At 59.1% G+C, this 26,629-nt stretch carries 18 protein-coding genes; 8 read left to right on the forward strand and 10 right to left on the reverse strand.

What is annotated here, in order from left to right; all coding sequences use genetic code 11:
- The first annotated feature begins 61 nt into the window (after positions 1–61).
- From HB630_RS26650 to HB630_RS26670, 5 genes are all read left to right on the forward strand, one after another.
- Positions 62–505, forward strand: a complete 444-nt coding sequence (locus tag HB630_RS26650) for a hypothetical protein (RefSeq protein ID WP_213775702.1) — start codon at positions 62–64, stop codon at positions 503–505.
- A gap of 334 nt (positions 506–839) precedes the next feature.
- Positions 840–1,739 (forward strand): hypothetical protein, encoded by a 900-nt coding sequence (locus HB630_RS26655; RefSeq protein ID WP_249781064.1) that lies wholly within the window; start codon positions 840–842, stop codon positions 1,737–1,739.
- Positions 1,740–1,774: 35 nt separating this feature from the next.
- The gene (locus HB630_RS26660) at positions 1,775–2,251 is read left to right on the forward strand and encodes a hypothetical protein (protein WP_213775703.1); all 477 of its coding nucleotides are present in this window, start codon (positions 1,775–1,777) and stop codon (positions 2,249–2,251) included.
- A 142-nt stretch (positions 2,252–2,393) separates the two neighbouring features.
- Positions 2,394–4,904 (forward strand): sensor histidine kinase, encoded by a 2,511-nt coding sequence (locus HB630_RS26665; protein ID WP_213775704.1) that lies wholly within the window; start codon positions 2,394–2,396, stop codon positions 4,902–4,904.
- Positions 4,901–6,826: a hypothetical protein gene (locus HB630_RS26670; RefSeq protein ID WP_213775705.1), complete on the forward strand. Its 1,926-nt coding sequence runs from the start codon at positions 4,901–4,903 to the stop codon at positions 6,824–6,826. The genes HB630_RS26665 and HB630_RS26670 overlap by 4 nt, the downstream gene beginning before the upstream one ends.
- 46 nt (positions 6,827–6,872) lie before the next feature.
- Here HB630_RS26670 and HB630_RS26675 read toward each other — a convergent pair whose 3' ends face one another.
- The 7 genes from HB630_RS26675 to HB630_RS26705 form a co-directional block, all read right to left on the reverse strand.
- Positions 6,873–7,937 (reverse strand): FtsK/SpoIIIE domain-containing protein, encoded by a 1,065-nt coding sequence (locus HB630_RS26675; protein WP_213775706.1) that lies wholly within the window; start codon positions 7,935–7,937, stop codon positions 6,873–6,875.
- 86 nt (positions 7,938–8,023) lie between these two features.
- Positions 8,024–10,240, reverse strand: a complete 2,217-nt coding sequence (locus tag HB630_RS26680) for a hypothetical protein (protein WP_213775707.1) — start codon at positions 10,238–10,240, stop codon at positions 8,024–8,026.
- A 34-nt stretch (positions 10,241–10,274) separates the two neighbouring features.
- On the reverse strand, positions 10,275–11,108 hold the full coding sequence (locus HB630_RS26685; protein ID WP_213775708.1) for a phosphoadenosine phosphosulfate reductase family protein: 834 nt from the start codon (positions 11,106–11,108) through the stop codon (positions 10,275–10,277).
- A gap of 14 nt (positions 11,109–11,122) precedes the next feature.
- Positions 11,123–14,599, reverse strand: coding sequence for a hypothetical protein (locus HB630_RS26690; RefSeq protein WP_213775709.1), 3,477 nt, complete (start codon positions 14,597–14,599; stop codon positions 11,123–11,125).
- Positions 14,592–15,545, reverse strand: a complete 954-nt coding sequence (locus tag HB630_RS26695) for a DUF4007 family protein (RefSeq protein ID WP_213775710.1) — start codon at positions 15,543–15,545, stop codon at positions 14,592–14,594. The genes HB630_RS26690 and HB630_RS26695 overlap by 8 nt, the downstream gene beginning before the upstream one ends.
- Positions 15,542–16,756: a cysteine desulfurase family protein gene (locus HB630_RS26700; RefSeq protein WP_213775711.1), complete on the reverse strand. Its 1,215-nt coding sequence runs from the start codon at positions 16,754–16,756 to the stop codon at positions 15,542–15,544. The genes HB630_RS26695 and HB630_RS26700 overlap by 4 nt, the downstream gene beginning before the upstream one ends.
- Before the next feature lie 127 nt (positions 16,757–16,883).
- Positions 16,884–17,195 (reverse strand): ribbon-helix-helix domain-containing protein, encoded by a 312-nt coding sequence (locus HB630_RS26705; protein ID WP_249781065.1) that lies wholly within the window; start codon positions 17,193–17,195, stop codon positions 16,884–16,886.
- 124 nt (positions 17,196–17,319) lie between these two features.
- Here HB630_RS26705 and HB630_RS26710 point away from each other — a divergent pair, with 124 nt between their 5' ends.
- From HB630_RS26710 to HB630_RS26720, 3 genes are all read left to right on the forward strand, one after another.
- A complete protein-coding gene (locus HB630_RS26710) occupies positions 17,320–18,357 on the forward strand; it encodes a TniB family NTP-binding protein (RefSeq protein ID WP_213775712.1) in 1,038 nt (345 codons plus the stop codon).
- On the forward strand, positions 18,354–20,771 hold the full coding sequence (locus HB630_RS26715) for a TniQ family protein (protein ID WP_213775713.1): 2,418 nt from the start codon (positions 18,354–18,356) through the stop codon (positions 20,769–20,771). Before HB630_RS26710 ends, HB630_RS26715 begins: the two co-directional genes overlap by 4 nt.
- Before the next feature lie 188 nt (positions 20,772–20,959).
- A complete protein-coding gene (locus tag HB630_RS26720) occupies positions 20,960–21,835 on the forward strand; it encodes a DUF5677 domain-containing protein (RefSeq protein ID WP_213775714.1) in 876 nt (291 codons plus the stop codon).
- A 153-nt stretch (positions 21,836–21,988) separates the two neighbouring features.
- Here HB630_RS26720 and HB630_RS26725 read toward each other — a convergent pair whose 3' ends face one another.
- From HB630_RS26725 to HB630_RS26735, 3 genes are all read right to left on the reverse strand, one after another.
- On the reverse strand, positions 21,989–22,927 hold the full coding sequence (locus HB630_RS26725; protein WP_213775715.1) for a hypothetical protein: 939 nt from the start codon (positions 22,925–22,927) through the stop codon (positions 21,989–21,991).
- 294 nt (positions 22,928–23,221) lie between these two features.
- The gene (locus HB630_RS26730) at positions 23,222–25,435 is read right to left on the reverse strand and encodes a SulP family inorganic anion transporter (RefSeq protein WP_213775716.1); all 2,214 of its coding nucleotides are present in this window, start codon (positions 25,433–25,435) and stop codon (positions 23,222–23,224) included.
- Between the two features lie 208 nt (positions 25,436–25,643).
- Positions 25,644–26,561: a phosphoribosylaminoimidazolesuccinocarboxamide synthase gene (locus HB630_RS26735; RefSeq protein ID WP_213775717.1), complete on the reverse strand. Its 918-nt coding sequence runs from the start codon at positions 26,559–26,561 to the stop codon at positions 25,644–25,646.
- Between the last annotated feature and the right edge of the window lie 68 nt (positions 26,562–26,629).

Below are 26,629 nucleotides of genomic sequence, written 5' to 3' on the forward strand. Positions count from 1 at the left end.
GCTACGATGGGAATTAGATGCGCTCTGTCGCGCGATCAATGCCTACCTAGATGGAAGCACCATGGCCTACATTCTGGACTCAGACCTTTTCACCAGGACTTTGAGGGGCGAGCTACCTGCCACCATTTTCCGATCTCAAGAAATGTTGGCGACATCCTCACAGGCGCTTTTGCTGCGCGAACACTGTACTGCCGCCGAGCTTTTCAAACTTCCGGCTTTCAGGGAAGTAGGAGCGGTTCAGGTCGAGCAATTTGAAATCGACGAAGACGGCTTTGGCGGGACATGGCTTGAAAGCGGCGTTACCGTCGCCATGCTGGACGCGCGGCTTAGCGCTAAAGGTGGCGTGCGCCAGGCAGCAAAAAGCTTCCCCGATGTCCTGGTCGCCGAGACCGCGATCAATCATCGGGCAACGCTCATCAGCGACGATATGCATTTGCGGGCTACCACCGAGGAATTTGGCGGATTGGCAGTGTCATTACAGGACTTTTCTTCCGCTCGGCGCTGAATGCCAATCAGGCCCTCTGGACCTCAATTACAATCGGATGAAAGCTTCCAGGGATCGGTCCTCCAGGCTGAAGCGACTGGCCTTCAACAATCTGGACGACGTCGAATGCTGTCCCTTTCAGCGGTTTTCACCCGTCATCGATTCCGACTTCATCGCAAGTCCCGCTTGCAGCTTGCGATAGAAAGCTGGGTCGTCCCTGAGGGTACGTGGCGAAGGCGTCCCGTTTGCACGATTGCCTAGCCAGGCTATCGAAATCGGCATGTCCGGGGATAAGCTGTTTCAGCCAGTTGGGATGAGAAGTCGGCGAAAGCACCTGACCCGCACGAGGCGAAACATGGAACAAGCGAAGAAGCGACCGAAGGGTCCTGAAATCGGCCTCCACCAGGCCAAACGCCTGTGCCAACTCGACGAAGCTACGCGGCTTCAATTCATCGCCGAAGGGATTCCGATCATCCTCAATAGCGCACGAAGTTTCTGGCAAGCTGCGGAGCAGCTTCAATCGCATGGACGAGAAGTGGAGGTGCTCCGGATCTTCGCCGAAGAAGAGGCCGCAAAGATCTTAATTCTGGTCGACGCCGTTAGGTGTCCGCCGAAACTCATCGCGTCCCGTTTGAATAGGATCGTCGGTTGGTTCTACGACCACCTAGCGCGGCTGATATACGCGCAGGCGACCTCCTGGGCACCGACCAACCTGGCTCAATTGCGCGAATACGTCGACCGCGAACGCCGGGGCCATTATCTCGAAGGCTATGCCGGTGAGTACATCATGCCCAACTCTACCGTTTATCAGCGCGAGAGCCGCCTTTACGCAGATATCGAGGCCTATCAGGACGGCAAGCTGAATTGGAGCGTGCCGCGCGACCCAAACTACGGCGGCATCAAGTTATTCGGATCGTTCGTGCCACCTGCGCTTCGCGTTGCCGATGCCATGGAACAGGTTGGCATGTTAACGGCGAAAGGCCTGAAGGCGTTATCCGAAACGTGGGGGACCCTCGAATATAAGGACAATGAAGATCACCACATGGGCGCCAAATTGACGGAGCATCTGTTGGAGCGCCTGGAGGCGGAGAACTTGCCGCTCGATACCGTCACGAAGGAGCATGTCTCCGCGCTATATGACACTTGGCAGATCCCGATGTACAATCTTGAATTCGCGCTCATCCCGGTGCCGCTCGACGAGCTCGAGGCGGCGCAGGAGCGCGAATACTGGTCGATGGTCGGTGACCCTCGCTGACGCAACGAACCTTATCTTTTTGGACTCGGCGACACATGCGCGTGAAGATTCACACCCGGTACACGGGCTATCTCGTCCTCAACTTGCAATCCATCGAGACCAAGATCCGGGCGTTCCTGGAATGCCGGGATGGCGGCGCGCTGTCTTTTCCCAAGCCGGGCGACACCGTTACCAAGGAGACTTGGCTGACCAAGTATTACTTTTTTGGACCACTGGTGGACGAGTTCAACGGCTCATTGACCGATCGAGAGCGCGAACGCTACGCTTTGGATACGCGCATCGTGGAAATCCGCAATTCTTTCGCGCACGGAAGGCTTTTCACGGATTCGGAGCGGTTTCCGGCGAGGCTTTGGCGCTTCGGCCGTAAGCCTGATGAGGACGGCAACCTGGCGGTCGAATTTTCCGAGCTCCTCACGCCGGAGTGGCTTTTAAAGAACCATAATTTTATCGCCCGCGAGGACGACAAGGTCCTAAGCTGTTTCAAAGCGCGAAAATACCGCGGACTTCGGTGACAATACGGGCAAAGGCTGTCGTCACCACAAGAAGCCCGCTCATCGCGCTGCGTGCCGCCGCTATTGCCCGGCGGATCCTAGCATGCGGCATTCAAAAAGACGCTTCAACCGGCCACCGGGGGCATCCCCGTACAAGGGATAATTGCAGAAAATCGGTTTTCATGCTGCAACCTTGGAAAACGGGGAGCCGGGGGGCGCAATGTACGGTAGCGTTCAGGGCGATAGCGAGGGATTAACCGGTTTTCTGGTAGGATGGCGGGTCGGACCGGAGGATCGAGTATTGAGTTTCCGCTTTGCCGCGCGGACCCTGTTGGAGCTCGGCAAAGAGCTCATCAGTTCTGACGAGGTCGCGCTTTACGAATTAGTTAAGAATGGCGTCGATGCGGGCTCCCGCAGCATCGAGATCGTTGCGCGTTGCGTGCTGCCCTACGCCGGCTACGTGGCGGCCCTGGAGGCGCTCGACGGAGGGGTACCCGGTCGGCGGGTGTTGGCGGACGTTCGGGCCGCATTCCTGCCGGGGCTGCCAGCAGATCACATCTCGTCGTTCATGGGCGGCCTTGAGCTCGCCGCAGGTCGTCCCCGTCGCCTGAAAGCGGCCCTTCAGGCGGCCTACAGGCGTCACAACTGGATCGAGATTCGGGACAAGGGCGAGGGCATGAGCCTCGAGACCCTTACCGACGTCTATCTGACGGTGGGAACACGCTCACGCAGGCGAATGAATGTCGCCGGCGCGACGTATCTGGGAGACAAGGGCGTCGGTCGGCTCTCCGCCATGAGGTTGGGCGACCATCTGACCGTAACCACGACCACCGCCGATGATCGCAATTGGAATATCCTGAAAATCGACTGGACGCTTTTCAGCCATGAATCCGAACAGTCGGTCGGTGACATCGAGATCGAACCGGAGCGCGGTCTGCGGAAGGAAGACAGGTCCGAGCAGGGTACCGTAATCCGAATTTCCGGACTCACGACGGACTGGAATCAGGACAACTTCGCGAAACTTTTCCAAGGCAAGATCGCCCGGATGGTCGACCCATTCGAGCCCGGCCGCGGCAACAGGTTGCTGAAGGTCAGGTTCAACGGCTCGCGCATCGTGATTCCATCCATTCCCGCCGAGCTCTTGCAGAAGGCCCATGCAACCTGCATCGCGTCCTTAAAATTCGACAAAAAAGGAATTCCGAGTATCGAGGGAAAGATAGACTATCCATATCGCGGTGCGTCGCGCGAAATCGCGCAGAGCGGAGCAGAAGTCTATTCGATCACCCAAACCGTCTGGAGAAAGCGCGGCAAGCGTGGCCATGCTGCAGCCAAGGAAGTGCCTATTCGTCCGAAGGCGCTGCAGGACCTCGGGCCCGTCGACGTCCAGGTCTACTGGTACAACCGGTTGGTTGTCGAAAAAATTCCCGATCTCACCGAAACGATCAAGGAGACACGCGACGAGATCAAGAAATGGTCGGGTGGGCCGATGCTTTTTCGTCACGGTTTCCGGATTCTGCCGTATGGCGACCCGGACGACGACTGGATCGAATTGGACCGCAACGCATTCGGGCAATCCGGTTTCAAGCTGAACAGGCAGCAGGTGATCGGCAGGGTCAGCGTAAAGTCGGCGCATACTGCGCTCAGCGAGCAGACCAACCGCGAGGGACTCGTTGCTTCCGAGGCCCAGCAGGCCCTGCGTACTATCGTGATGTGGCTCCTACACGGCGAGATGCGCGAACTCATCAACGAAGCCGACAAGGCCGAACGGATCAGCCGCCGCGAAGCGGAGCGCCTATCGTTCGAATTCCGGACGACTCAGCAGAACGTGCAGGAGGCGCTTGAGACCTTGCGTCGGCAATCGACGCCTCCGCAGCGGGAGACCGTCGACCGGCTCGGCAAGTTGGTCGTCTTGATGGGCGACCAGTGCGAGCAGCTAGTCGGCAAGACGAACGACGCTATCGACGAATCCTCCGATGAACGCGAGAAATTCGTTCATCTCGCCGGCATCGGCCTGATGACGGAGTTCATCTTTCATGAATTGGACCGTGCAGTCGGTCACACGATGGGGTTGTTGGGAGAGCTTGAAGGAGGAGCCTATTCCGGTGCGTTACAAGCGCTGGAATCCCAACTTCAGACCCTCCAGAAGCGCGTGGCGGCTTTCGACGATTTGGCCGGGGAAAAGCGACAATCGAAGTCGACCTTCGATCTCGCCGAGGTAGTGAGATTGGTCATCGAGAACCATGCCAACCAGTTTCAACGCCACTCGATCAAGGTGACCTTCGATTTCGAGGGGAAGTATCGCATCAATGCCGTGCGCGGCATGGTGATTCAGATACTGGAGAATCTGGTCGCGAATTCGGTCTATTGGCTTCGGCAGCAGAAGCGCCTCGAGGACAATTTCAAACCGACCATTGCCATCGACATTGATCCGGAGACGAAGGCTCTGACAGTGGAGGACAACGGTCCGGGCGTCGATCCACGCAGACGCGAATCGATATTCGAGCCGTTCGTCACGTCGAAGCCGCCGGGCCAAGGCAGAGGACTCGGGCTGTACATATCGCGCGAGCTCGCGCGATATCACGGCTGGCAACTTTATCTCGACGATAACACCGGAAGAGCGCGGCCCGGACGCATGAACATGTTCGTGCTGGACATGGATGAAGAAACAAAATGATGCATCAAGAAAACATCATCCTGGCGATCAAGCAAAGCAAGATTATGAAGATCGCGGTCATCGACGATGCGTTCGACATCCCGGGGGTGGACGACAAAAACGCAGGTGATCTCCTGGACTGTCTCGGATCCGGAGCATTCGAGGCTATCAGGGTCGAAGCGCAGATCTCGGAAGCCGATCTCGGCGAAGCGATCTCCGCGCTTGAGACGACGCAGTACGGCGACCAAGGCCTTTCGCGCGTGCTGGAAAAACTCTATCGAAAATTCGGCGATTCCTTGGAAGAAAGATTCAATCCAGCCGGGATGTTCGGCGACCGGTTGCCCAATTTGACGCACCTTGCGCCGGTCATGCGGCTTCTTGAGACCTGCAATCCGAAGCCGGACGTCGTGCGGTTAAACTCGACCTTGGATGATTTGGACGAGGCCAAAGACGTCCAATTGATCTTCATCGACTTTTATCTTGACCCATCGGTTTCCGCGGAGAGCGCGCCAAAAGATAAGAACGCGGCGAAGAAGAACTCCCTCGTCAACGTAACCAAGCTCGTAAAATCGCTAGGCGAGAAGGCTCCTTCCGTCATACTTATGTCTTCCGCTCCGGATGTACGGAAGCAGGCAGAAAAATTTCGCGAGGAAATCCTCTCGGAGAGCGGTGGAAAACAAAAAGGGTTGGTCTTCGCCAGCCGCTTCGGCTTCCTCGAAAAGACTCGCTTGAAGCTCCTCGAGGGAGGACTGGTCGGTATCGAGGACGACGCCGCCGACGATCTTTTGGACGTCTTCCAATCGTACCAGTTCGGCAGATCGATGCATACGGCTCTGGAAGCGTGGTTGGGCAGCGCGGAGAAGGCCGCAACCTCGATGCGCGAAGAGATCGAACGTCTGCATCTCAAGGACTTCGCTTACCTGGTGCGGTTCAGGTTGCTCGAGGAAGGGCAGAGCCTCATCGAATATCTTGAGTGGTTTTTCGGTGAATGTCTGCTGGACGCGGTCGGAAAGGAGGTCGACGAGGTGTCGGCCGCACAGGAAACGGTTAAATTCCTGAACAAGGAAGGCGCGGAGCAGATCGAAGGAGCCTACGACGGCGCCACCAAGACGGTCGCGGACCTCTATCATCGGGTCCGGATCGAAAGCCCCAGAAAAGCGCGAAACGGCGGCTTCCGACTGGGAGACCTTTACACTGAGGGGAAGCGTACGATCCTGGCGACTATGACCCCCGATTGCGACCTCATCGTCAGAAAGAACGGCAAGCCCGGCGCGGAGCGCCTACTCATGCTGACCGGTGAACTGAAGGACTTCGACGCCCCGGAGACCCCGGTCGCCGATTTCGTGATGATCGACGGTAAGCCGCGGAACATCAAATGGGACATGAAGAAGATTCTGACGAAGGAGTTCGAGGGATTCCCCGATAAGCAAGGTCTCAAGTACGTCGGGACGCTCAGGCCCCTCTACGCTCAGGAGCTCCAACGTAAGGTTCTCCACGATCTTGGTCGAGTCGGCATCTCGACCGCACCTGCGATCGGAGTCAACGCGGCCATTTCCGTTCATGTGCAATCCAAGGCCGGTCCGAGAACAAAGATCGATCTCGCCGCGGACTGCACGATCATGACGAGCCGAGGCGGAAACGCCAAGGCGACGGTATTGTTCAGGCGTGGGTTCGTGCCGGCTCTCATGAACGCACTGATCGTATTGGATCCCAGTGAGCTCGATCCGAAAGCGGCAGCAAACATCACGTCGCTAAAGGAGCAAGGCGCGAGGAAGAAGCTCGAGAAGATCTACAGAAACGGTGTGCCCTGCGAAGAAATGATTGAATTCGGCATCTATCTCACGGCGAGCGACAGGCTGAAGAGCAAGGACGAGAAGACCTGGTGCTGGATTTTGATCGAGATGGGCGAAAAACTTGTCACCGAGACCTTGGCCAGTGGCTGAATGGGACCTGAGGTCTACAGGGATATTCAACTCGTCTTGCTGGTAATCAGCCGGCCAATACGGTTTCGCGATCTTTTCTCGGGGTAGTGTTCTGCGTCAGTCCGACAATTGTTTCGATGAACTGCGAGTCAACGAAGGGCACCTGAGAGAAGCACAACCCGCGCTCGCCTTCCAGCTTGGCAAGCATGTGGCCGCGGCCAAGCAGACGTTCAGCCCCTTTTTCTCCCAACGCAATCTCGGACGTACCTTCGGAATCAACCCTCAGGATCAAGCGATTGCCCAGATTGGCCCGCAGCTGCATCGGCATGACATTGGCGTCCGGGCGTTGCGCCGCAAACACCAGATAGATGCCGGCAGCCCGGGCCTTGATTCCGAGCCGCTGCACGACCGTCGACACGGCCTCCCTGTATTCGTCGATCAGCATCCATTCGGCGAATTCGTCGTGGACCAGCCAGATCACGGGAAGGCGCTCGTTTTCCGGAGCCTTCGCGTTGTATTCGGTAATGTTCGCCACGCGCTTTTCCTTGAAGCGCATGTAGCGGCGGTCCATTTCGAGGACGAGTTCGGCAAGCCGCTGGGACGCGAGCTCCTGCTCGTCGATGATGCCTCCATCGAGGTGGGCCAGTCCCTCGAACGCGAAATAGTCGACGCCCTGCTTGGGATCTATCAGCACGATCCGGGCTTGCGCCGGAGTATTGGTGGCCGCGATCGCCAGCAGGATGTTCTGGACCAGGACCGATTTTCCGCTGCCAGTGCTTCCCGCTATCAAGGTGTGCGGCGCGTGGAGCCGTCCCGGAGACAGAAACAGGAGGCTGCCGTCGGCTTCCCTGACGCCAATGAGCAGGTCCTGATTTCCCCAGCCTACATCCTTCGGATTCCAGCGCGCCCACACCTGCCTTATATCGACGATCTGGTGGACTTCCCTTTCTACGGCGATCACCACGGCGCCGGGCTCGGGCCGGACGGAAATCACGTTGAGACCGAAGGTGGTGAGCAACTCTGAGCGCTTCTTGAGGACCTGGTCCACGGTCAGGTTCGCGCTTCCTGCGAACCTGAGGAGCGCGCTGTTCGGAGTCATCGAGGAATTGAGGAGTTTCGCCTGCAGCTTCATTTGCTGAAGCGCTGCGCGTGCCGATGAGGACGTCTTCTGCAGCCACTGGTCCTCCGTCTCCGATGCGACGGAAACCACGGCTTCGGTCAGTAACGAACTGATCTGCGGATAGGCCCATCCTTCAGGCGCCGGTGGCCGCTCCCCTTGGAGATCCCCTTGGAGATGTCCTCGCAATACCTCGGAAATTTTGGAGGGGATGCAGGCCCGGATCCGAGATTGGGTCGAGGTGCCGGCCCGGGTTCGGGCGCGTTGCCGGACGGCCCCTGTTTCTTGGCCGGACGCTTGGGTGCTGCGGGCGCCGCGATTGGATCTCCGGAACCGGGTGCTCGCCAGGCCGGATCCGCGTCCAGATAGTCCGCTCCGGCGCTGATCCGGATTTCCCCGGGGCTCTGCTTGTGCCAATACGCGAGGAGGAGTTGCTTCAAAGCGCCTCGGCCGTAAATCTCCTGATAGGCATCGGAGACCGAGGGAACGGCGTAGGCCTCTGTCCGGTCCGCCCCCTCGACGGCCGTGGGGACGAAAACATGAGAGTACCCGCGCAGGTTAATTTCGCACCGTCCTTCGCGGATTGCCCTGCGCCAGGTTGCCAGATCGATTCCGCTGGCGGCTGGAAGACGGATTCCATCGAGCACGAGGTCCGCGATGCGCGCGAGCCAGGACTCCCGGTCCAGCCTATCCGGATTGCCGAAGATCGCTTCGCTGATCCGGTGCATCGTATCCCGGAGTTGCTTCTGCGATTCCTTCCGTTTGACCGGCAGACTGGCGTCATCGATGTATTTTGCCTCTGTGACGATGATCGTCAGCCGCAGCGTCCCGTCCGGGGACTCTTCTGGACTGAGGGTGAGGAGGTCCGCGAGCTGTTCTTCACGTTGGCCCATCCATGCGGCGTAGTCGTCCAGGAAATACCATCCGACGGGCCGGCCTTCGCCGATTTCGTCCTTGACCAGGGCCCGGCTCAGGACCACGCCGATGAGCTCGCTGGCGCTGTGCCCCCGCTTGGCCGCCCGCAGCACGATATCTCCGGAGACGTCGTTGGCATCGCTTATCAGCCGTTCAGCCAGAAGCGCCAGGTCCGCGCCGCTTAGTTCGGTGTTCAGCGCCCTCAACCGGTGCAGGATCATGGATCGCAGCAGGCTGAGCGGCGCGCGGGACGAAATGATCACGTTCCGTCCCTGGGTGGCCGACTGCTTGTACCGGATGATGCGGACTTCCTGATTCAACAACTGGCGCCGGTCCAGCAGTTCATCGAAGTTCACGACCCAATTTCCGAGGTTGTGGGTCTCCTCGAAAATGCGGGCGGTTCGGCCGTCGCGGAAGTCGAGCTGCCTTACAGGCAAAAGCCTGCGATTCTCGTCGCCGTCCCAATCGCCGCGGAAAAGCGAGGCTACCGCCGAGAGGTAGGACCACCCTTCGGCGCTTTGGACCGGACAGCACAGGTAGACAGACGATTTGAGGTCGTCGGCGGCCGCGGGACGGCGACGGGACCAGCGGGAGGGCAAAAGGGTCTTGATGTCCGCCGGCTTGGCATCCTCCTTGTGCCATTCGAGTTTGGCATGCCTGGAAATGACATCCTGCGAAAACACGATGTCGTACGGACAGCCGTCATTCGGATCCGGGGGCGGCGCTTGGTCGGCGATGACCGAAATCCGCAGCCGCGCCATGAAGTCTTCCGTTGCTTCGCTTGCGCTGTAGGTGTCGGATGTCGTGGAAGCGCCCAGGATCGAGTGGTAGAGGTCGCGAAGGCGGGCTTCCAACATAGCGTGCATCCGGACGGCATTCGGTTCGTCATCGACATGACGCCATGCTTCGATCAATTGGCCGTCGTTTGCAGTTAACAGGAACACCTCTGCTGGTGCTTCCGCGAACATGGATGCAGCCATCTTCCGGAGAAGTTCATATTTATCGCTGTACCGACCTGCGTCGTCAGTATCGGGAAGCGCCGTGAAATCCCTGATTACATGGACCGTTACCGCCCGGCCCCCAATAACGACCTCGTTCAGTTGAAAATAGATTTCGTTTGTGGACCATTCCTTGCTGGATCCGTTGAGCATTTCCCATACGCGTCCGCAAAGGTGACTTTTTCCGTCTCCCGCGGTGCCGGTGAGAACTACCGAACGAGGCTCGCCTCCATCGGCGCGAAAGGCCGAAAACAAGGCGTCTTCGAGCGGATGTTTGAATGATATCTGTCGGATTTTCAGTCTTCTGGCCGACCGGCTGATATGCTCATCGAACATGCTTTCGTTACGGGGAAGCGGCCCGTATTGACGCAGGAACGTGATCCATTTTTCGCCGTCGGAGGCCACTACGGATACCTCAGGTTAATCGGACGGCTTCCGGTCACAGCGAGCATACTAGACACCCGTCTCTCAAATGACTGTCGTCCTCGGATTCGAGGCCACCGAGTGTCTCGACGAGTGCCAGGTTCTTGCGGCTTGCGCGCTTCTTTGCTTCGCTCGCTTCCCAGTTTCGCTTGATCTCCTCGACCCTCTCCGGACGTTCCAACTGCGCAAGCGACTCCGACCGCGACCAATAGAACTGTTCGCCGAAACCCAGACTTCGCTCTTCATATTCCTTTGCCTTCTCGAAAAGATCGGGATGCTGTTCTTTCAAGCGCACCCATTCGATTTTCTGTTGATAGAAGCAGAAATAGCAGCCGGATCTGGACCGTCCCCAGGCCATGTAAGGAGGCAGGCCTAGACTCGATTCCTCGAGGATCCTGATGATGTCCGCGCGGACCAGGCCGTCCTCTTGGAAAGGATAGACGGCCTTGATATTCGGCTTTGTGCTGATGTATCCCGTACGATTTTCGTCCGCCCTCAGACCGACGTAGTTTATCACGGGCCCGTCCCCGATGTAGTTCTCGAACGGCTTCAGCTTCAGCATCCTGGTGCACCACCGGCGGTGATTGGATGGAAGCATTCCGCCGTAAACCGACAGCCAATGATCGAACGTGTCGGTCGGCGACGTTTTGACTATCGGCTTGCCGAGGATGGCTTCGAGCCTCGCCAGGAAATCGTAGGTTTCCGGCAGTTCCTTGTCCGTGTCGTGGAAGATGTACTCCATTTCAGGAACGCGATCGCGCATGTAGATGGCAAGAGCCGCACTGTCTTTTCCTCCTGACAAACTCAGGACATGCCGCGGTGTCTGGCCGTTGAACTGTTCGTGTTCCAATTTTGCACTTTCCGTCATTGTGCGAGCCGCGAGTTCGCCGGCTGACCGACACTACCGCTGTCGACGTTCGTTTCCTGTGTTCCCCCAAGTTCCGCCCAAAGCATGCGCGCCAGCACATCGATGCGGGCCTGCTGATCCTTGGGAAGAAGATTATTGAAAACTCCGAACAGCTCGGTGGTCGCTGCGTCCTCTTTTAAACGGGGTTCGATTACCCGGACCAGGTCGACGCCGTCGCCTCTGGTGAGGTTGAGCCGAACCGCCGTCGGACTTGGCGCTTCGCCGCCGGCTCCGAACGCCGCGGCTTCGACTTTCTTGAAGAGCTCGGCAAGCGCGGAGATTTCCTCGCAAAACCGCGTCTCGTCGCCGGGGACCCACCGTGCCGGAGGCTTTGACACCACGTAGCTCGCCAGGGCTTCGGCCCAGGTTTCATCCGACAGCCCCGGATCCCGCAGGCGGAGGGCAAATGTCCGCAGCCGCGGTTCGCGGGCCGCCAGGGTCACGCGCGCTGCGCGCGCTGCGAGCTTGGCCCGGTCGAACGATTCCCCCTCTTCTCCGATGGAAGTGGAGACACTGGCGACAATTCGTTCGAGCAGCGCGGGATAGGCGCCGCGCATCTCTCCGATAGCATCCTGAAGCGATGTCACAAAACCGGTTACAAGAGCCGCATTTGGCGCGTCGTTCGGATCGAACTTCCCCATCCCGCAGGCCTGAGGAAGATCGTGGAAGAGCAGGACGACCGGTTCGCGCGCCGACAGGAGTGCCTCGCGAACCGCCGTTGCAGGTCCGCTAAGCCCGGTGGACCGCCGAGTGGACTCGGGCAGTTGTGCGGCGAATTGGCAGAGGGGCCTTACGACATCTAGAAGGTCGGGCCTCCTCGTTGCATCGACGCCCTCAGCGAAGGTGGTTGCCAAATGATTGAAAACCTCGATCCTTATGCCCTCGACGCGGCAGTGCTGTATCTCAAAGGTCCCGGGAGACTTGGTCAACCTCAGGAAGTCCGAGGCACGCATGCGATGGAGAAACGTGCCGTGCTCGTATACCGCAAGTTCGTGTCCCCTCGTCTGAAGCAGTATCGCCAGCAGCAGAGGCGCAACCCCCGCTCTTACTCCGAACGGCCGGCCCTTTAGATCGGACAGAATCTCGGCAACTGACACCCGGCCGCCGTGAGCCCGCTCGATTTTGCCAAGTATTCCATCAAGCGCAGGGCGCAGACGTAGAACATCTGTTTCCTTGGTCGGCTCCACGATCTTCAGGCCGTGTTCGTCCCGTACGTGAATTCCGCCCTTCTGAAGCACCGAGAGATACATGGACTTTTCTGGCGGGGCTTTTTCGACGTCCATACCGAACAGAGGCTTGTCACCTGACGTGAAAAGACCTTCGATCAGCCGCATTCTAGCTGCGGCCGCCGCACTGCTGAGACTATTCCGGTTGAGGAGCTCGTTGGTTATGAGCGGTGATTGCGGATAGAGGCTGTCGCAAATTTCCGAAAGCAGGGCTGACGCTCCGCCTCGCGGCGGAAGGACGACCTTTTCGCCGGCGAAGAACCAATCTGTCTCAAAAACCGCGCGGCCCTGTGTACCGATCAGCTTGTTAGCCTTCGCGTTCAAGGCTCGATGAGAGGAAGCCAGTTGCCGCGTTACTTCGGCCAGCGCATACGCATCTCCGGAGAGTTCGGGAGTGTTTTCGGCGACCCATCGCCAACGCTTCAGATCCTGCAATTCTACTGCCAGAGACCGCAAGGGTCGCGGGATCCCGAGCACCACGTCATTCCGCGCGGCAAACGAGGGGGACGTTGAGGCCTCGATCGCCGTGGTCCGATCGATCTCGCTGTCCGGTAGGGCGATAATGAGCAACCCGTCCGCATCGGTGCCCTTCACAGTCGCTTGAGACAAGGCGTCGACCTTCGCGTACCGAACCTCGAAGTAGCGCATCGTGCCGCTCTCGACATAATGACGACGCGCAAGCAAAGGTTCACGATCCAAGAACGGAAGAAGACTGTCCGCGACGCTATCGAGGGATCCGAGAGCGCGGGATGCGGTTTGGAATGCCCCTTCCAGATTGACGCTCGAATGGGGCCAAAGGCGATAGGCTCCGGTCGGGCCTCGACGGAATACCAGGCCGGCGCCGATCAATTCCGTTAAGGCCGCAGCGACTTCCCGCTCCTTGTTCGGAACGAACGCAGCGACGAGCGCCTCCTGGGTTGCGGCGAGGTCGTCAGCGTCGAGAAGGTTCAAGACGCCGATAGCCTTCAGCACCCGCTCTGCGAGCGGACTTAAGTCATGGGTTCCGTCGATCGTCTCGAGGATGCGCAGCCATTGATTTCGATAGCTCGCTCCCGCAAGTTTGTGACCGAATACCGCACGCACATAGTCGTAGAATTCCGACAAGTCGTACCAAGTACCGGGGTCAATGGCCCGCGACGAAAACGATTGAACGCTGAATGGTTCGGTAGAAAGGAGGAAGCCGAACAACGAACGTTCATGCTGCCCAAAACGCGCGAAAAACCGGACGACCGCCGGTAGGACGGTGGGATGAAGGGGGTAGGTCCGTCCGGAGCCGAACAGCTCGAGATTGCGTTTCGCTGAACCGATCCATCCGACCGAAGCTGCAGCGTTAGCTGCCCGCCTTGCGGCCGAGCAAACTGCGTCCGGCACTCGGCGCAAATCGATGTTCAAGGCGCCCGAGACAAGCGCGGCCGTATGAGCGAGGGGTTGGTCAAAAACGATTTCGTCGAAGCGGCCTGCCACCTTTTCCCATTCATGGCGGACGGCAGAGGGAAGGCTTTCCGCGTAAGCATGGAAACCCTGATGAAGCAATCCGAGCAGAACGAAAGCGCGGTCGCCGCTGCGGGCCGCTAACTCGGCCAGGCGCTGCAGGACGTAAACGTCCTCGAACTCGGGTCGCTGGGCTGCATGTTCGAGGTTCTTTCCCAATTCGTCGATGACCAGAAGGACGCCCTGACCGTTATCTCCCGCATGCTGACGGATCTTTCCAATGAGCTTCTCCAACTCCTTGAGATCGCCCGAGCGTTCAACTTCTTCGGCAAAGCTCGCGATATCGAGCACGGCCTGCGGAATTCGACCGGGCTGGGCGCGGCGCTTACGAAGAGCTTCAGAAATACCGCGAGCAATAGCGGGGATGATTCCTTCCCGGGAACCGGTGACCAAGACTGGAAACATGGGAGGGATGCGCTTGGGCCAGTCGATTGCGCGGGCAATCTTCGAAATGTCCGGCGGCGAGCGATCGAAAAGGAGATGGGCAAGAACTAGCGCGAACGACGACTTGCCCACACCGTAGTCGCCGGTGATGCGCCATGCCCTGCGGCCGGACCCCGCGGCCAACCCTTCAGCAATGCGCAAGAAGGCATCCGCCATTGGCGGCGTGACGATATAATTTTTGCATGCAGCCACGTCGTGAAAGTCGCGCTCGATCTGAACGGACCGGAGGAATCTGGTCGGAACGTCGAACAAGTCGCCGATCGTCTTATGCATTTTCGGAGACCTCCGAGTAAATATCCGCCAATGTGGGAGCACGAGCTCCCCTCTGCCGGGACAGCAGTCCTTGCACGGCTGATGACTGATAACTGAAGGATGCCGCACGCCCGGGGCCTCCGACGCGCTCAAGTCTCACGCGCACGTCGTCTTCGGGCAATTTGAAGACCTGCCCTGGCGAGCACGGCGCCAAGGCAATCTCCCGCAAGGTCAGCGATTTTTCGCCAGGTCTGAAGGTTTCCCAAAACTCTGAAATGCAATACGCAAAGAGAGCATCGGAGACTTCCGGCTTGGCCTCGCGCCTGAACGAATACACGCTTTCCCAGCGCTCGCCCTCGACCTTCCTCTCGCCGACCGGCTGCAGTAGCGCGAGTTCAACCAAGGGACCGTCGAGGGAATCCTCAATGCCCACATTGGCTGATTTCGTCGGGCGATAAGTGTGCAGAAACACGTCGAGGTGCTGCGAGAGGGTGATTGTCGAGTGCGAGTGGCCCATCTTGGCGGATTCGCGCGCGAATGCGCTCAGCGCTTCCGAACGCGTGAGTTCGGGGTAAGGCCAATGATTCAAAAGAAACCGCCATGCAAAAAGGCCGCCCTTTCGCCGTGACGAGAGTTTCCAGTGGAGCAGCCACAAAGTTCGTATGTCTTCGAGATATGGGTCAAACCCCTTCGAGCCGAAAATCGCGTGTGCAAAATCGGTCAGGTGGAGCTCCCGATTTTCCGGCTCCGCTAATCCGGTTGCCTCGACCCAGAAACGGAGCGATCGAACCATGTTTTTACCGATTCCCAGGTCAACCATGGCGGCCTGCTCGTCGACGAACGCGGACGGATCGGCCTTGATTGCGCGATAGGCCTTGGGGAGCCAGGCGTAGCGGCACGCGAAAGTCTCGTGTCCGGAAAACCGCAACACCTCGTTTGGGCCGGAGACCATGGCTCCTTCGATCATGTTGAAACTCCCTGCAGCGACCCCGTGACTTCGCGAACAGCCGCGACGATTTCGTCGGCAGCGCGATCAACCTCGTCGCGGGTCGTATACTTTCCAAGTCCTATTCTGATTGCGCCGTCCTGCATTTCCTCGGACAGCCCCATCGCCTTAAGCACATGGGAGGGTGTCTGGGCTCCAGACGAGCAGGCGGCACCGGTGGAAATCGCTACCTTGTTGCGCAGCCTCGCGATCACGGCATCATTTGGAATGCCAGGCAGAGCGATATGAAGGTTATGAGGCAATCTGTGCCTGCGGTTCCCGTTCACGACTATCCCAGGAATCTCGCGGATCAGGTTGGCTTCCAGTCGATCACGACATTCTGTGATTCGTTTGTCGTCTGCCGGCCCTTCGAGCTGCATTAGCCGGCAGGCCTCTCCAAAACCAACGATCCCAGGAACGTTCAAAGTGCCGATGTGGCCCACAACGTTTTCCGTCAATTCAGAGTGGACGACGGCCTTGCTGACCACCAAAGCGCCGACCCCTTTTGGGCCGTAGATCTTATGGGAACTGAACGCGACATAGTCCAAATCCCAATCCTGTGTCCTCAAATCGACGCGGCCTGCTGCTTGGGTGCCATCCACCAGCACTTTCGCGCCGGCTTGATGAGCGTCGCGCGCGATCTGCTCTATCGGATAGATCGTTCCAACCTCATTGTTCGCCGCCATCACGCATGCAAGGTCGACGCCCTCATTCAACGCTGCCCGTAGGCTTTCCGGACGAAGGTTCGCCTCTTCGTCAACTTCTACCCAAACCACTTGGGCGAGCCCGGCGCGGACTGCAATCCGGAGCGCGTCGAGGACCGCCTGGTGCTCCACCCTCGTCGCTGCGACGCGCAACATTCGGTTACGGCGCGTGGCTATGGCGTGACCAACTGCGAAGCGAATGGATTCGGTCGATCCCGAGGTAAACCTAACTCCCTCGGTCTCGGAGCCAATGAGGTCCGCGACTTTTTCTGTCGCCCTGTCCACCAATTCGAGCGCAGCCTCACCGTGCGTATGGTCAACGCTGTTAGCGTTGCCAAACACGTTGACCATCGCGTTGACGACGACATCTGCGACCCTTGGGTCAACCGGAGTCGTAGCATGATGGTCCAGATAAATTGGGTGATGCGGCACGGGCAGAATGCCTGGGACCGGGCGCCGTACCCGTTCGGCTAGACTATGACTGGTCATTGATCGAACTCTTCTGCGCCGCGGGTGACATCCGGAATGCCGGATAGAGACACGACACCAAGCAAATCGGAAGTGAATTGCCGCCGGTCAGCGCCAAAAGCAGGTACGCGATACAATCTCAGGTTACTCACGTCTTGCCCGCCTTCGCTTTCCACCGCTCCAGCCACTGGGCGGCAGCTTCTTCCAGGATCTCGGACGCCGATTTTCCCTCCTGGATCGCTGCATGCTTCAGGCCCTTGATGGTCTCGGCTTCCAGGGTCGCGAGGAATTTGCGCAAGTCGATGCCTTCGAGGGCCTTGCGCCCTGGCTTGCGACCTTTGCGGTGGGGCCTCTCCTGATCGTTTTCCATCAGTCCAAGCCCGCCCTGATTGCCAGATCGTCCATCAAAAGCGTCCCATGCGTTGTATCCACGAACAAGCGCAATCGGGCGAGCCGGCAAGCGGTTTCCCCGACATTCGTAAGCGAAGGAGGCCTCTCGCGAGGCTTAGATCGCTGAATCTACGTCAGATTCGTCCTTCGAGCCAGACCAGATATAATTATGAAATAGATATTCAGATATATTTATGTTGACAATCGACCTAATGTTCTGCTTTTGTTCTCGAGTTGGTAGCGTGACGGGAGTGGAACATGGCGGTACGCCGGGAAAGTCGGACATGGCGGGACAGCCTGGTCGCGCGCCACGCCGACATCTTCCAGATCACGGAAAACGGACAGACTTAACCTATACCGAATTGTCCGCCATGCCCATCATCGGGCCAAGCGGGTCGACGAAGACCACTTCCATGGTCGCAGTCGCGGAAAAGCTCAAGAAAAAGCATCCGGGAAAGACACCCATTCTCGTCGTCAAGTTGCGGTCGTCCACGACAAAGCTGAAGCATCTCCATGTGCAGATTCTCGAGGCTTTCAACGACCCGCAGGCCGATACCGTCCGTAATCAGATTGTCTCTCACTCGGACAACGTGAGCGCCGATGCAATCCGCAACGTCGCGCGGGCCGCCGGCACCTACGTCGTGGTGCTCGACGAATCCCACAGCGTCATCGGCGTGCGCGAGAAATGGGCGAGGGCGCAGGCCTTCGCGCCGCACATCAAGAGTCTGGTCAACGACGGGCTGTTCGCGGTCATCGTGATGGGCACCGAGGATGCGAATCTTTTATTCGAGACTTTGCCGGAGTTGAACAACCGGAAATTCGATTCCATCTCGCTCAACCCCATCGATCTGAGCAACCCAGAGGACTTCAGCTACTTCTACAAGCTCATCGGCCGGATCGACCACAAGCTGGTTGCGCTCGACATCCTGGACGAGCCCATCGGACTCGTCGACGACCTGAAGAGCCGCGGGCTGCTCTACGACATGTCCGACGGAGTTGTAGGCGTCATTTGCCGCATCCTGATAATCGCCCTGCGCATGGTGCAGCGGAAGGGTCGCCGCACGATCGACTTCGACAACGACATCAAGCAGGCGTTCTGGGCATGGAAAGCCGAACAGAAGGACGAGGACGGAAATTCGATAAAGATCTACGATCCGTTCGTGGAGAAGATCCGACCCACGACGACGGACACCATCGCAGCAATGTCCAAAAAGATCGGGATATCGTCGTGACGACCGATTTTTCCAAGGTCCGCCCCTTTATCGCCAACATGCCAACGCCGCACCTGGGTGAGAGCCTTATCGGCTACATCGACCGCGCGGCGCAGCGAACGGTCGTCCGGAATCTTCCGACCATCATGCGCCTTGCCGGAGCGGCAAAGACAAGGCATACGTCGTTTGTCCGTCCCTTCAATATCGATCCCCAAGAGGCGAGGGGACTCGCCAAGCTGTTCTCATTGAGCCCGCAGGAAATTCTTTCACGCCTGCATCCTTGGGGAGAATTCGATCACGCCAAAGAATCCACAATCGAGTTCTTCGGAACGAAAATCCGCGGACAGTATTTCGAATCCAGGGCGCGCCGGGTATCACCGCGCGCACTGGGGATCTCCCCCCATCACCGGGCGATCTGGGACCTCAGACCTTTCGCGTTCGATCCAGCAACGCGCGAGCAGTTGCTGGACCGGTGCCCCGTTTGCCAGAAGCGATTGGGCTGGGTCCGCTTGGCAGGGCCCACCAATTGCGAGCATTGTCTCGACGAGCAAGGTAAACCAACCGATCTTCGCGCCTTTACCCAGCCGATCGTAGAACTCGATGACGAAGAGGCGATAGATTTCGCAATCGCGATGGTCCACCCGGACCGCGCGAAGCGTGATCTGGCACACAAACTCGTTCCGGACGAACTCCGGTCCCTGACCGCGTCAGATCTATTCGAAACGATTATCTCGATCGCCAGCATTCTTCGGCCTAGTTTCTTTCCCCAGTACAAAGCCATCGGGCGGCCGACGACCTTGCGGGGGTTCGAGGAACTGACGCCGGATCTGCTGGTGATGGGTGCACGCGCGATAATCGGAGGCGAGGACGGTTTCGCGGGGGTCGCCGACAAGATGCGAACAACGATGGACCGTCGTCCGGCCGCCCTCGGCATCTTCAAAGAACTTGGTCCTCTCGCCGCGATAGCGGTCGACAGGAAAATCGCTCCCGCGATGCAGGCGTACTTTCGCAAAGCGATCGCACGCGACTTCGCCCGCACGACCGACCTGGGCATGGTTAGAAAACGGTCGGCCGCGATCAACTACACCTCGGAAACATGGCGCAACTTGAACGAACTCCACCGGGAATTCGGCGTCCCGGAAGCATACGTCTCACGTCTAGCGCAGAGCGGTCTTGTCGAAACGCGACGCGCCGCCGAAACTATTACTGCTCCGATCATGATCAATAGGGCGGACTTCATCCCGCTTGCCGAGCTGTACAAGGACTCGGTCGGTGAGCGCTCTGCTTCAGCTCAACTGAGGGTTTCGTATCGAGCGCTTGCCGAACTCGCGCGACGAAAAGTCATCGAACGCATCGAGGGCCCGGCAGCCGCGATGCTTGGAGACAATCCGCGCTACAGGTTGTCGACCATCTCCGCGGTCCTGATCGCCGTCGACCGTCGCGCCGACCGGCCAGTGCCGCCACAAAAGGGACCGTTTTTGAATGCCGCGGCGGCGGTCTTCGCCCCGCATATTCCGTGGCCGACGATCATCGAGTTGATCCTCTCGGGGGACATCCTCATCCATCGCCGACGGAAGAACGGGAAGAATTGGCAGGGAGCTGTAGCGATAGACGATCCGGAGAGTTTCCGCCGGGTCGTTGCCGCCGCCGCTGACGGACGCGCGGACGAAGGCGCAATGGGGAATTGGCTAAGCACGCATGAAGCCGCCCTGCTGCTCGGCTGCAGGAAGGATACGGTTGCGGACCTGCAGAAGGAGGGAATACTGCACTCGCAGCGCGGAAGCACCTGTTTCTACAAGCGTACGGAGCTCGAGAAATTTCGCCGCAAGTACGTTTTCGGACGCGAAATGCTCGCCCGATCGGTCTTCGAAGTCCACCATCAACTCTATCGCTGGCTCCGCTCCGAAGGTGTCGTCCCGGAAAAAATGAAGCTGCGGGGGATCGATCCGATATTCGACCGAGCCGAGTTCGAGCGGGCCCTGAACTCGCTGCCGGCAGCCCCGCCGAAAACCACAAAAAGAGAGGGCAGAGGCCTTTTCACCATCGAGGAGAAGCAGCGGATGGTCGACGCGGTTCAACTCGGTTTTCCCGTCAATTGGGTAAGCGATCGGATGGGCGGAAAACCCAAATCTATCGCCAAATGGGTAGAGGAGTTCGAAAGCACCGGAAAGATATCTTCGGCATGGAAACTCGAGGAGCACCAAGATACATTGAAAAGGATCATAGCCAGAGATCCTAAGCAGACACTCGTATCGGTGCGGAGGCGACTGGAAGACGACGGCGTTGTCAAGGTTAGCAAGTCCGCCCTCGATGCGTATCTGAAGCAAATCGGATATCGGCGAAACCACCGAGGCGAGCTTCGCCTTGATCGAGCAAACGGCTCCGCCGCTTCATCCGCGCCTACCGGATCGTCTGAAGAGCTTTCTTCCGGCTGAATGGGTGCGCTGGCTCCCTTACGGACGCGTCTAGGATATGCACTGCGGACCGAGGCTAACGGATGCAATCGAAGAGTGCGATTGTTATAATTTTCTGGCAAAGTCGGTCGAAATCGAGGAAAGAGTTCTCGAAACATTGGCATCGCACTGGGCTGAGAGAGACGCCGGCAACTGCGAATCGTAAAACAATGAAGAAGCATCGCAAGAAAAAGTCCAACAAGGCTACCGGCCGAAGCACGCCCGCAAAAGATGCTCTTCTGATGCAAGCGAACTTCCTGAAGGCCGAGAACGCGACGTTTGTTATCACCAACAATCTTTTACACAACCTCGTCGTCCGTGACGCCGCCGCGGTTCAGGAGTCATTTGATCAACACTATGGCTCGCTGTTAGGCGAGACTGATGTCCTCTTTAGCGAGGCGGCCTTCCTCTTTTTCGTTGCCACCCGCATGGACACCGGGCTTCACGAAAACTACAAGTCTGTTCTTACGGGACTGTTGAACAACGCTCTAAATACGTTCGGTGCCTCACTGATCTTGCTGCGCAACGGATTGCCCGGACAGTCGATGGTGCTGATCCGACAGGTCATCGAAATATGCAGCACCATCATCCACATTGTGGGTGACCCTAAAGGCCAGGCAATCAAGGATTTTGAAGCAGGGAAGTACGGATCGACGGCTTCTATTGGCCAAGCAAAGAAGGCAGTGCCAATCATTGGTATGTTTTGGGGATTTTTGAGCACCACGTTCGTTCATATCAACCAATCGCACAGCGAGATCCAACCGATCCGGCCATACAAACCTGGAAACGCGGATGTCGAAGCCGTTCTTTCTTGCCTGCGCATGACAGTGTGGATCTGTTACATCACGGCGGAATTGGCATTCCCAACTGCGCAAAAGCGCAATCGCTATTGGAAGCTCCGAGACATCGATGGCAAGAACGCAGTTGCCTACGAACCGGATGAAGCAGAAAAAGAATGGGCGGCCAAATTTTTGAATTTGGAAGAAGTTGGCGCCGACGACTTGGGCGAGAGCGAGCTTGATGAGAATGCTCCAAGCTCGCGCTGAAGCGATCAATTCTACCACCGGCGCGGAATGAGCCTCACTTCGCGTCGCCGCCGCCGCTGCTCGCTCAGCCCTTCCCTTCTGTGTCTGCGCTTTCACAGGTGCGCTACCTACACATTCGGAAACGCTTCAACACGGCAAGGAAATGTCTGTCGCTTAGCCTAGGACAGTCTGCATCTGGTGGTTCAAGCCGGCCAATTCGCCGAAAAACGCGTCGGACAACGGGTTCAGATCCGAAATCTTGACGAGCGTCGCTACCTTCAGTGGCATCATGGTCGGCCGTCCCGTCATCGGGCTTATCGCTACCGTGGGGCAAATGCCCAGACACAGGACGTCCCCTGAGGTCTTCTTTCCGCGAAAGATGCCATCAATCGTTCCACGCTCGTTTTCGGAGACCATCTGAGTAAGCATCGCGTGGCAAGCTTCCGACACTGCGATGGCCGGCCGTCCCCAGTGGAGGAAACAGCCTCCCTCAGGCCAGATGGCGGCCGATTGCAGTCGCGGCGTCAGATGGAGCGCCACGATGCCGGCCGTACTGCTAGACCGTTCGATCTGATCGACGCCCTTCCGCAGGTGATCCAGGATGCTCTGAGGGTACTGCGAGCGGATCGTCTTGAATGCATAACCGTGACGGTCAACTCGGCCGGTGGCTGACGTGATGATGTCGGGATTCCGCCCGTCGGACGCCGTGGGGTGATCGAGTTCGACGGAAAGCCCGGCCGCCAAGCAAAGGCTCGCCCAATAAACCTCGATCAGCTTGTTGTAGCCGTCAGAATTGGAAGGAGGGGGTTCCGTCAGGTGGATCGCACCCTCTGCCAAGATACGCAGATGCGGAATGAGGGCGTCGAAGCCCGGGAGGTGCCGGACCTGCAGCAGTTTGGCCGCCAAATCGTGAACTGCCAGCGCGGCCGTGTATTCCTTGCGTAGGTCGTCGGGATTGCCGGCGAACCCCTGCCGAACCATTTCCAGGATCGACCGGAACGGGAGCATGTCTGCGCCCGTCTCGGTGTGGCGGGGAACGCTGATCGAGTGCGTTGCCAGCAACTCCTCAAACCGGTCGACCAGATCGGACGCTGCGCCGACTGACACTTGCATCGTGCTCACCAAGATTGGTTTGATTTCAATGGCTTAGCAAGGTCGACCGTTCTTATTGTCAAAAACGACCAAATGACGCCGTCTTAAAGTAAGAATCCGACTCACTCTTAGCCGACGCCGCCGTGACTTTTCAATGAGTTAGCCGCCTCGCTCTTAACGTGTCGGCATACCCCTCCGATCTCTCTTTCGATATGGCCGGGCTTCGTCCCGGCCATATCTTTAGGGCCGCATGAGTAAGAAAGACGTGATGCTCCGCGACGGACGTGGGCATGACGCCTCTGAGTCGTAACGGCTCTATCGCCGCAGCACCGCGATGGTGCGGTTGGCGAAGGTCAGGCGCTCGGCCATCACCGAAACAAAGTAGGTCAACAGCTTGCGGCCGAGCGCCGGATCGCCGGTCATGATGGCCTCGAACTGATCGGCGCGCAGCACGTAAAGAATGCTGGCGATTTCGGCCTGGATCGTCGCGCTGCGGGGCGTCTGCGAGACCAGGCCCATCTCGCCGATCGTCGTGTAGCGGCCGAGGCTGCGCACCCGTGTGGTGCGGTCTCCGTCCGCGGGGACCATGATGCCGACGCGTCCGTCCAGAATGAAATGCATGGAATCGGCGGCCTCGCCGGCGCGAACGATGATGTCGCCCGCCGCTACTTCGAGGCGCTGGCAGCGGCGGATCAATTCCGCGGCGTCGCGCTCGGTGTCGAACAGCCGGATGAACCAGTCGCGCAGGCTGGCTTCCTCCTGTTCGAGGCCCTGATGCTGCGCGATCACCTCATTCTCGCACCATTCCAGCGCATGATCCAGTTCGGGCACGACGCTCACCTCGCGCGAGATGAATTCGCTCGATCGCAAGGTCTTCTCCACCGCAGGCGGAAGATGGGTCAGCACCAGCCGGATGCCGCGGTCATAGGCGGTTCGCTTGATCTGGGCAAAACTATAGGCGGCCGAGGAGTCGATTCCGGTGACGAGCTTGAAGTCGAATACCAGAAAGCGGCATTCGGGGTGGCGCTGCAACAGCGCCTTGACGTGCTGGTAGAGCCGGTTGGCCGAACCGAAAAACAAATAGCTCTGTAAATTCAGGCCCTGGATGGCGGCGCCGTGCGTGGCCAGCACCGCCAGGTCGTCGCGCGAGCGATCGAGCGAACTGCGATATTCCGAGCCGTCGAAACCGTATTTGATGGAATCGATGCGCGCCGCGCTCAGCGCGAAGGTCGCGCAGCCGATCACGACGCCGATCAGGATTCCGGCGATGAAGCCCCATTGCAGGATGATGACGATGATCGCCAGCAGCGACAGATATTCCGACAATGAAAGCCGCCGCCGCGACTGCACGATCCATCGGTGAAGCTGGTCCGCGCCCAGATAGATCAGCAGGCCGCCGAGCACGAATTTCGGCATATAGCCCAGCAACGACGGCGCAAAGGCGAGCATCAATATGGAAATCGCGGCGGCGGTCAGGCCGGAAAGGCGTCCGCTGCCGCCGCTGTTGAAGTTGAGCACCGAGCGGCTGACCGAAATGCAGCCGGTGTAGCCTCCGAAGACGCCCGACAGCACGTTGGCGAGGCCGGTCGTGTTCAGCTCGCGTTCGAGATTGGCTTCGCGATGGACCGCGACTTCGATTCCGGTGGTGTTGAACAGCGTGGTCGACGCCGTCACGAAAATGACGGCGACCAGATTGCCGGCGATATCCGGCAGCGCGTACCAGGGATAGCGACCGGTTTCATGCGCATTCCACGGCAACATGAAATGCACATGCGGCGGCGGCGTGAAGGTCCAGCCCGCCGCCTGCGCCTGTGCCAATGAGATTCCTGCGAGCCAGAACGCGGCATGGGCGGCGATGACCCCGCCGATCAGGATGGCCGGCAGTCCGAACGGCGTGCGGGTGCGGTGCCATGTCAAATATAGCACCAGCGCCATCGCGCAGGCCGCCGCGAGTTCGGACAGCGTCAGCACATTGGCGAACCGGTCGAGCGCCGTGAACTGAATGCGGAATCCGGTGATGACCCGGACGGCCCCAAGCAGGATCAGGCAGCCGGTGGCGCCGAGGAAGCCGCCGACCACGGGGTAGGGCACATAGCGGATCGCGCGTCCCATCCGCGTCATGCCGAAACCGCAAAGCGTGATTCCGGTCGCTATCGTGGCAAGGCTGACGGTGATGAGCACCGGTCCAAGCACCGGAGCCGACGAATCGGTCGCCGCCATGCGTTCGACCAGCGACGAGGCCAGTATTCCGGTCATTGCCGCGGTGGACGTGTCGGGAGCGGCGATCGCAAACGGCAACGAGCTTCCGAGCGCGATCACCAGTCCGAGAATCGCCGATGAGACGAAGGTGGCGGCGACGCCGTAGGACAGATTCGACGCCAGCGGCCCGGCAAAGATCAGGAGCGAGTAGGACAATCCGAAGGTGATGGTGAGGACGCTGGCGGCGCTGCCGCCGAGAATGTCGTTCAGCGCCGTGCGCAACTTCGGACCGAGAGCAGCGGATTGATGGGTAGCGGATTGGCTGACCACGCGCGCATTCGCCTCTGACTTCGATCGTCAGCGCCTTTCGGTTCTGATCAGAACCGAGGCTCTATGTTTTTGTTTGGACGCGTTTTCTTCACGCAAACCGGAATCCACTTCGCTCGAAAACGCTCTAGTGGTAGACGACCGCGACCCGCGAGGAAAATGTATTTTTTATGACTTCGCCGAAACAGGCCCCGAAGCCAGGGCGCGCCTCCTACACGAGTTTGAGATCGGCTCCCGTGATGCGCCGGTAGGCCTCGAGATAGCGTTTGCTGGTGGCGTCCACGACGGCGGCCGGCAATGGCGGGGGCGGGGCTTCGCCGTTCCAGCGTCCGGCGCGGCGCTCGCCATCGAGATAGTCGCGCAGCGGCTGCTTGTCGAAGCTCGGTTGCGGCTGGCCGGGTCTGTAGACGTCCGCCGCCCAGAATCGCGAACTGTCGGGGGTCATGACTTCGTCGATCAGAATGATACGCCCGTCGCCGTCCCGGCCGAACTCGAATTTGGTGTCGGCGATGACGATGCCCTGCTCGCGGGCCAGCTCTTCGCCGAGCGTGTAGACGGCGCGGGTCATGCTCTCCAGCGTATAGGTCACTTCGTCGCCGAGGAGCTCGCGCATCCGGCTGATCGTGATGTTCTCGTCATGCCCGGTCTCGGCCTTGGTCGCCGGGCTGAAGATCGCGGGCTCGAGCTTTGCACTTTCAAGCAGGCCGGAGGGCAGCTTCTCGCCCGCCAGCGTGCCTTGGGCGGCATATTCTTTCCAGGCCGAGCCCGACAGATAGCCGCGGATCACGCATTCGATCGGGAAGACGGTGGTGCGCCGGCACAGCATCGCGCGCCCGGCGAGTTCATCGCGATGGCCCTGCAGCGCCGGCACTTCCTTGATGATGGCGTCGGCGTCGGCGCTGATCATGTGGTGCGGCACCACGCCTTCGAGTTGTCCGAACCACCAGGCGCTGATCTGGGTCAGCACCGCGCCTTTCATCGGGATCGTCTCGGCCATCACCACGTCGAAGGCGCTGATGCGGTCGGTCGTCAGCAGCAGGACGCGATCGTCGCCGACGGCGTAGATATCGCGGACCTTGCCGCGTCCGATCCGGGGCAAGGGAAGGTCGCTGGCGAGCATGGTGGTCATCAGTCAGGCTTTCAACAGAAGGCACCCCCGCGCTGGGCGCGAGCGGTGGCCGGGGAGAGAGGGGATAA

It is taken from the genome of Bradyrhizobium sp. dw_78, from assembly GCF_018449525.1.
GTDB lineage: Bacteria > Pseudomonadota > Alphaproteobacteria > Rhizobiales > Xanthobacteraceae > Bradyrhizobium.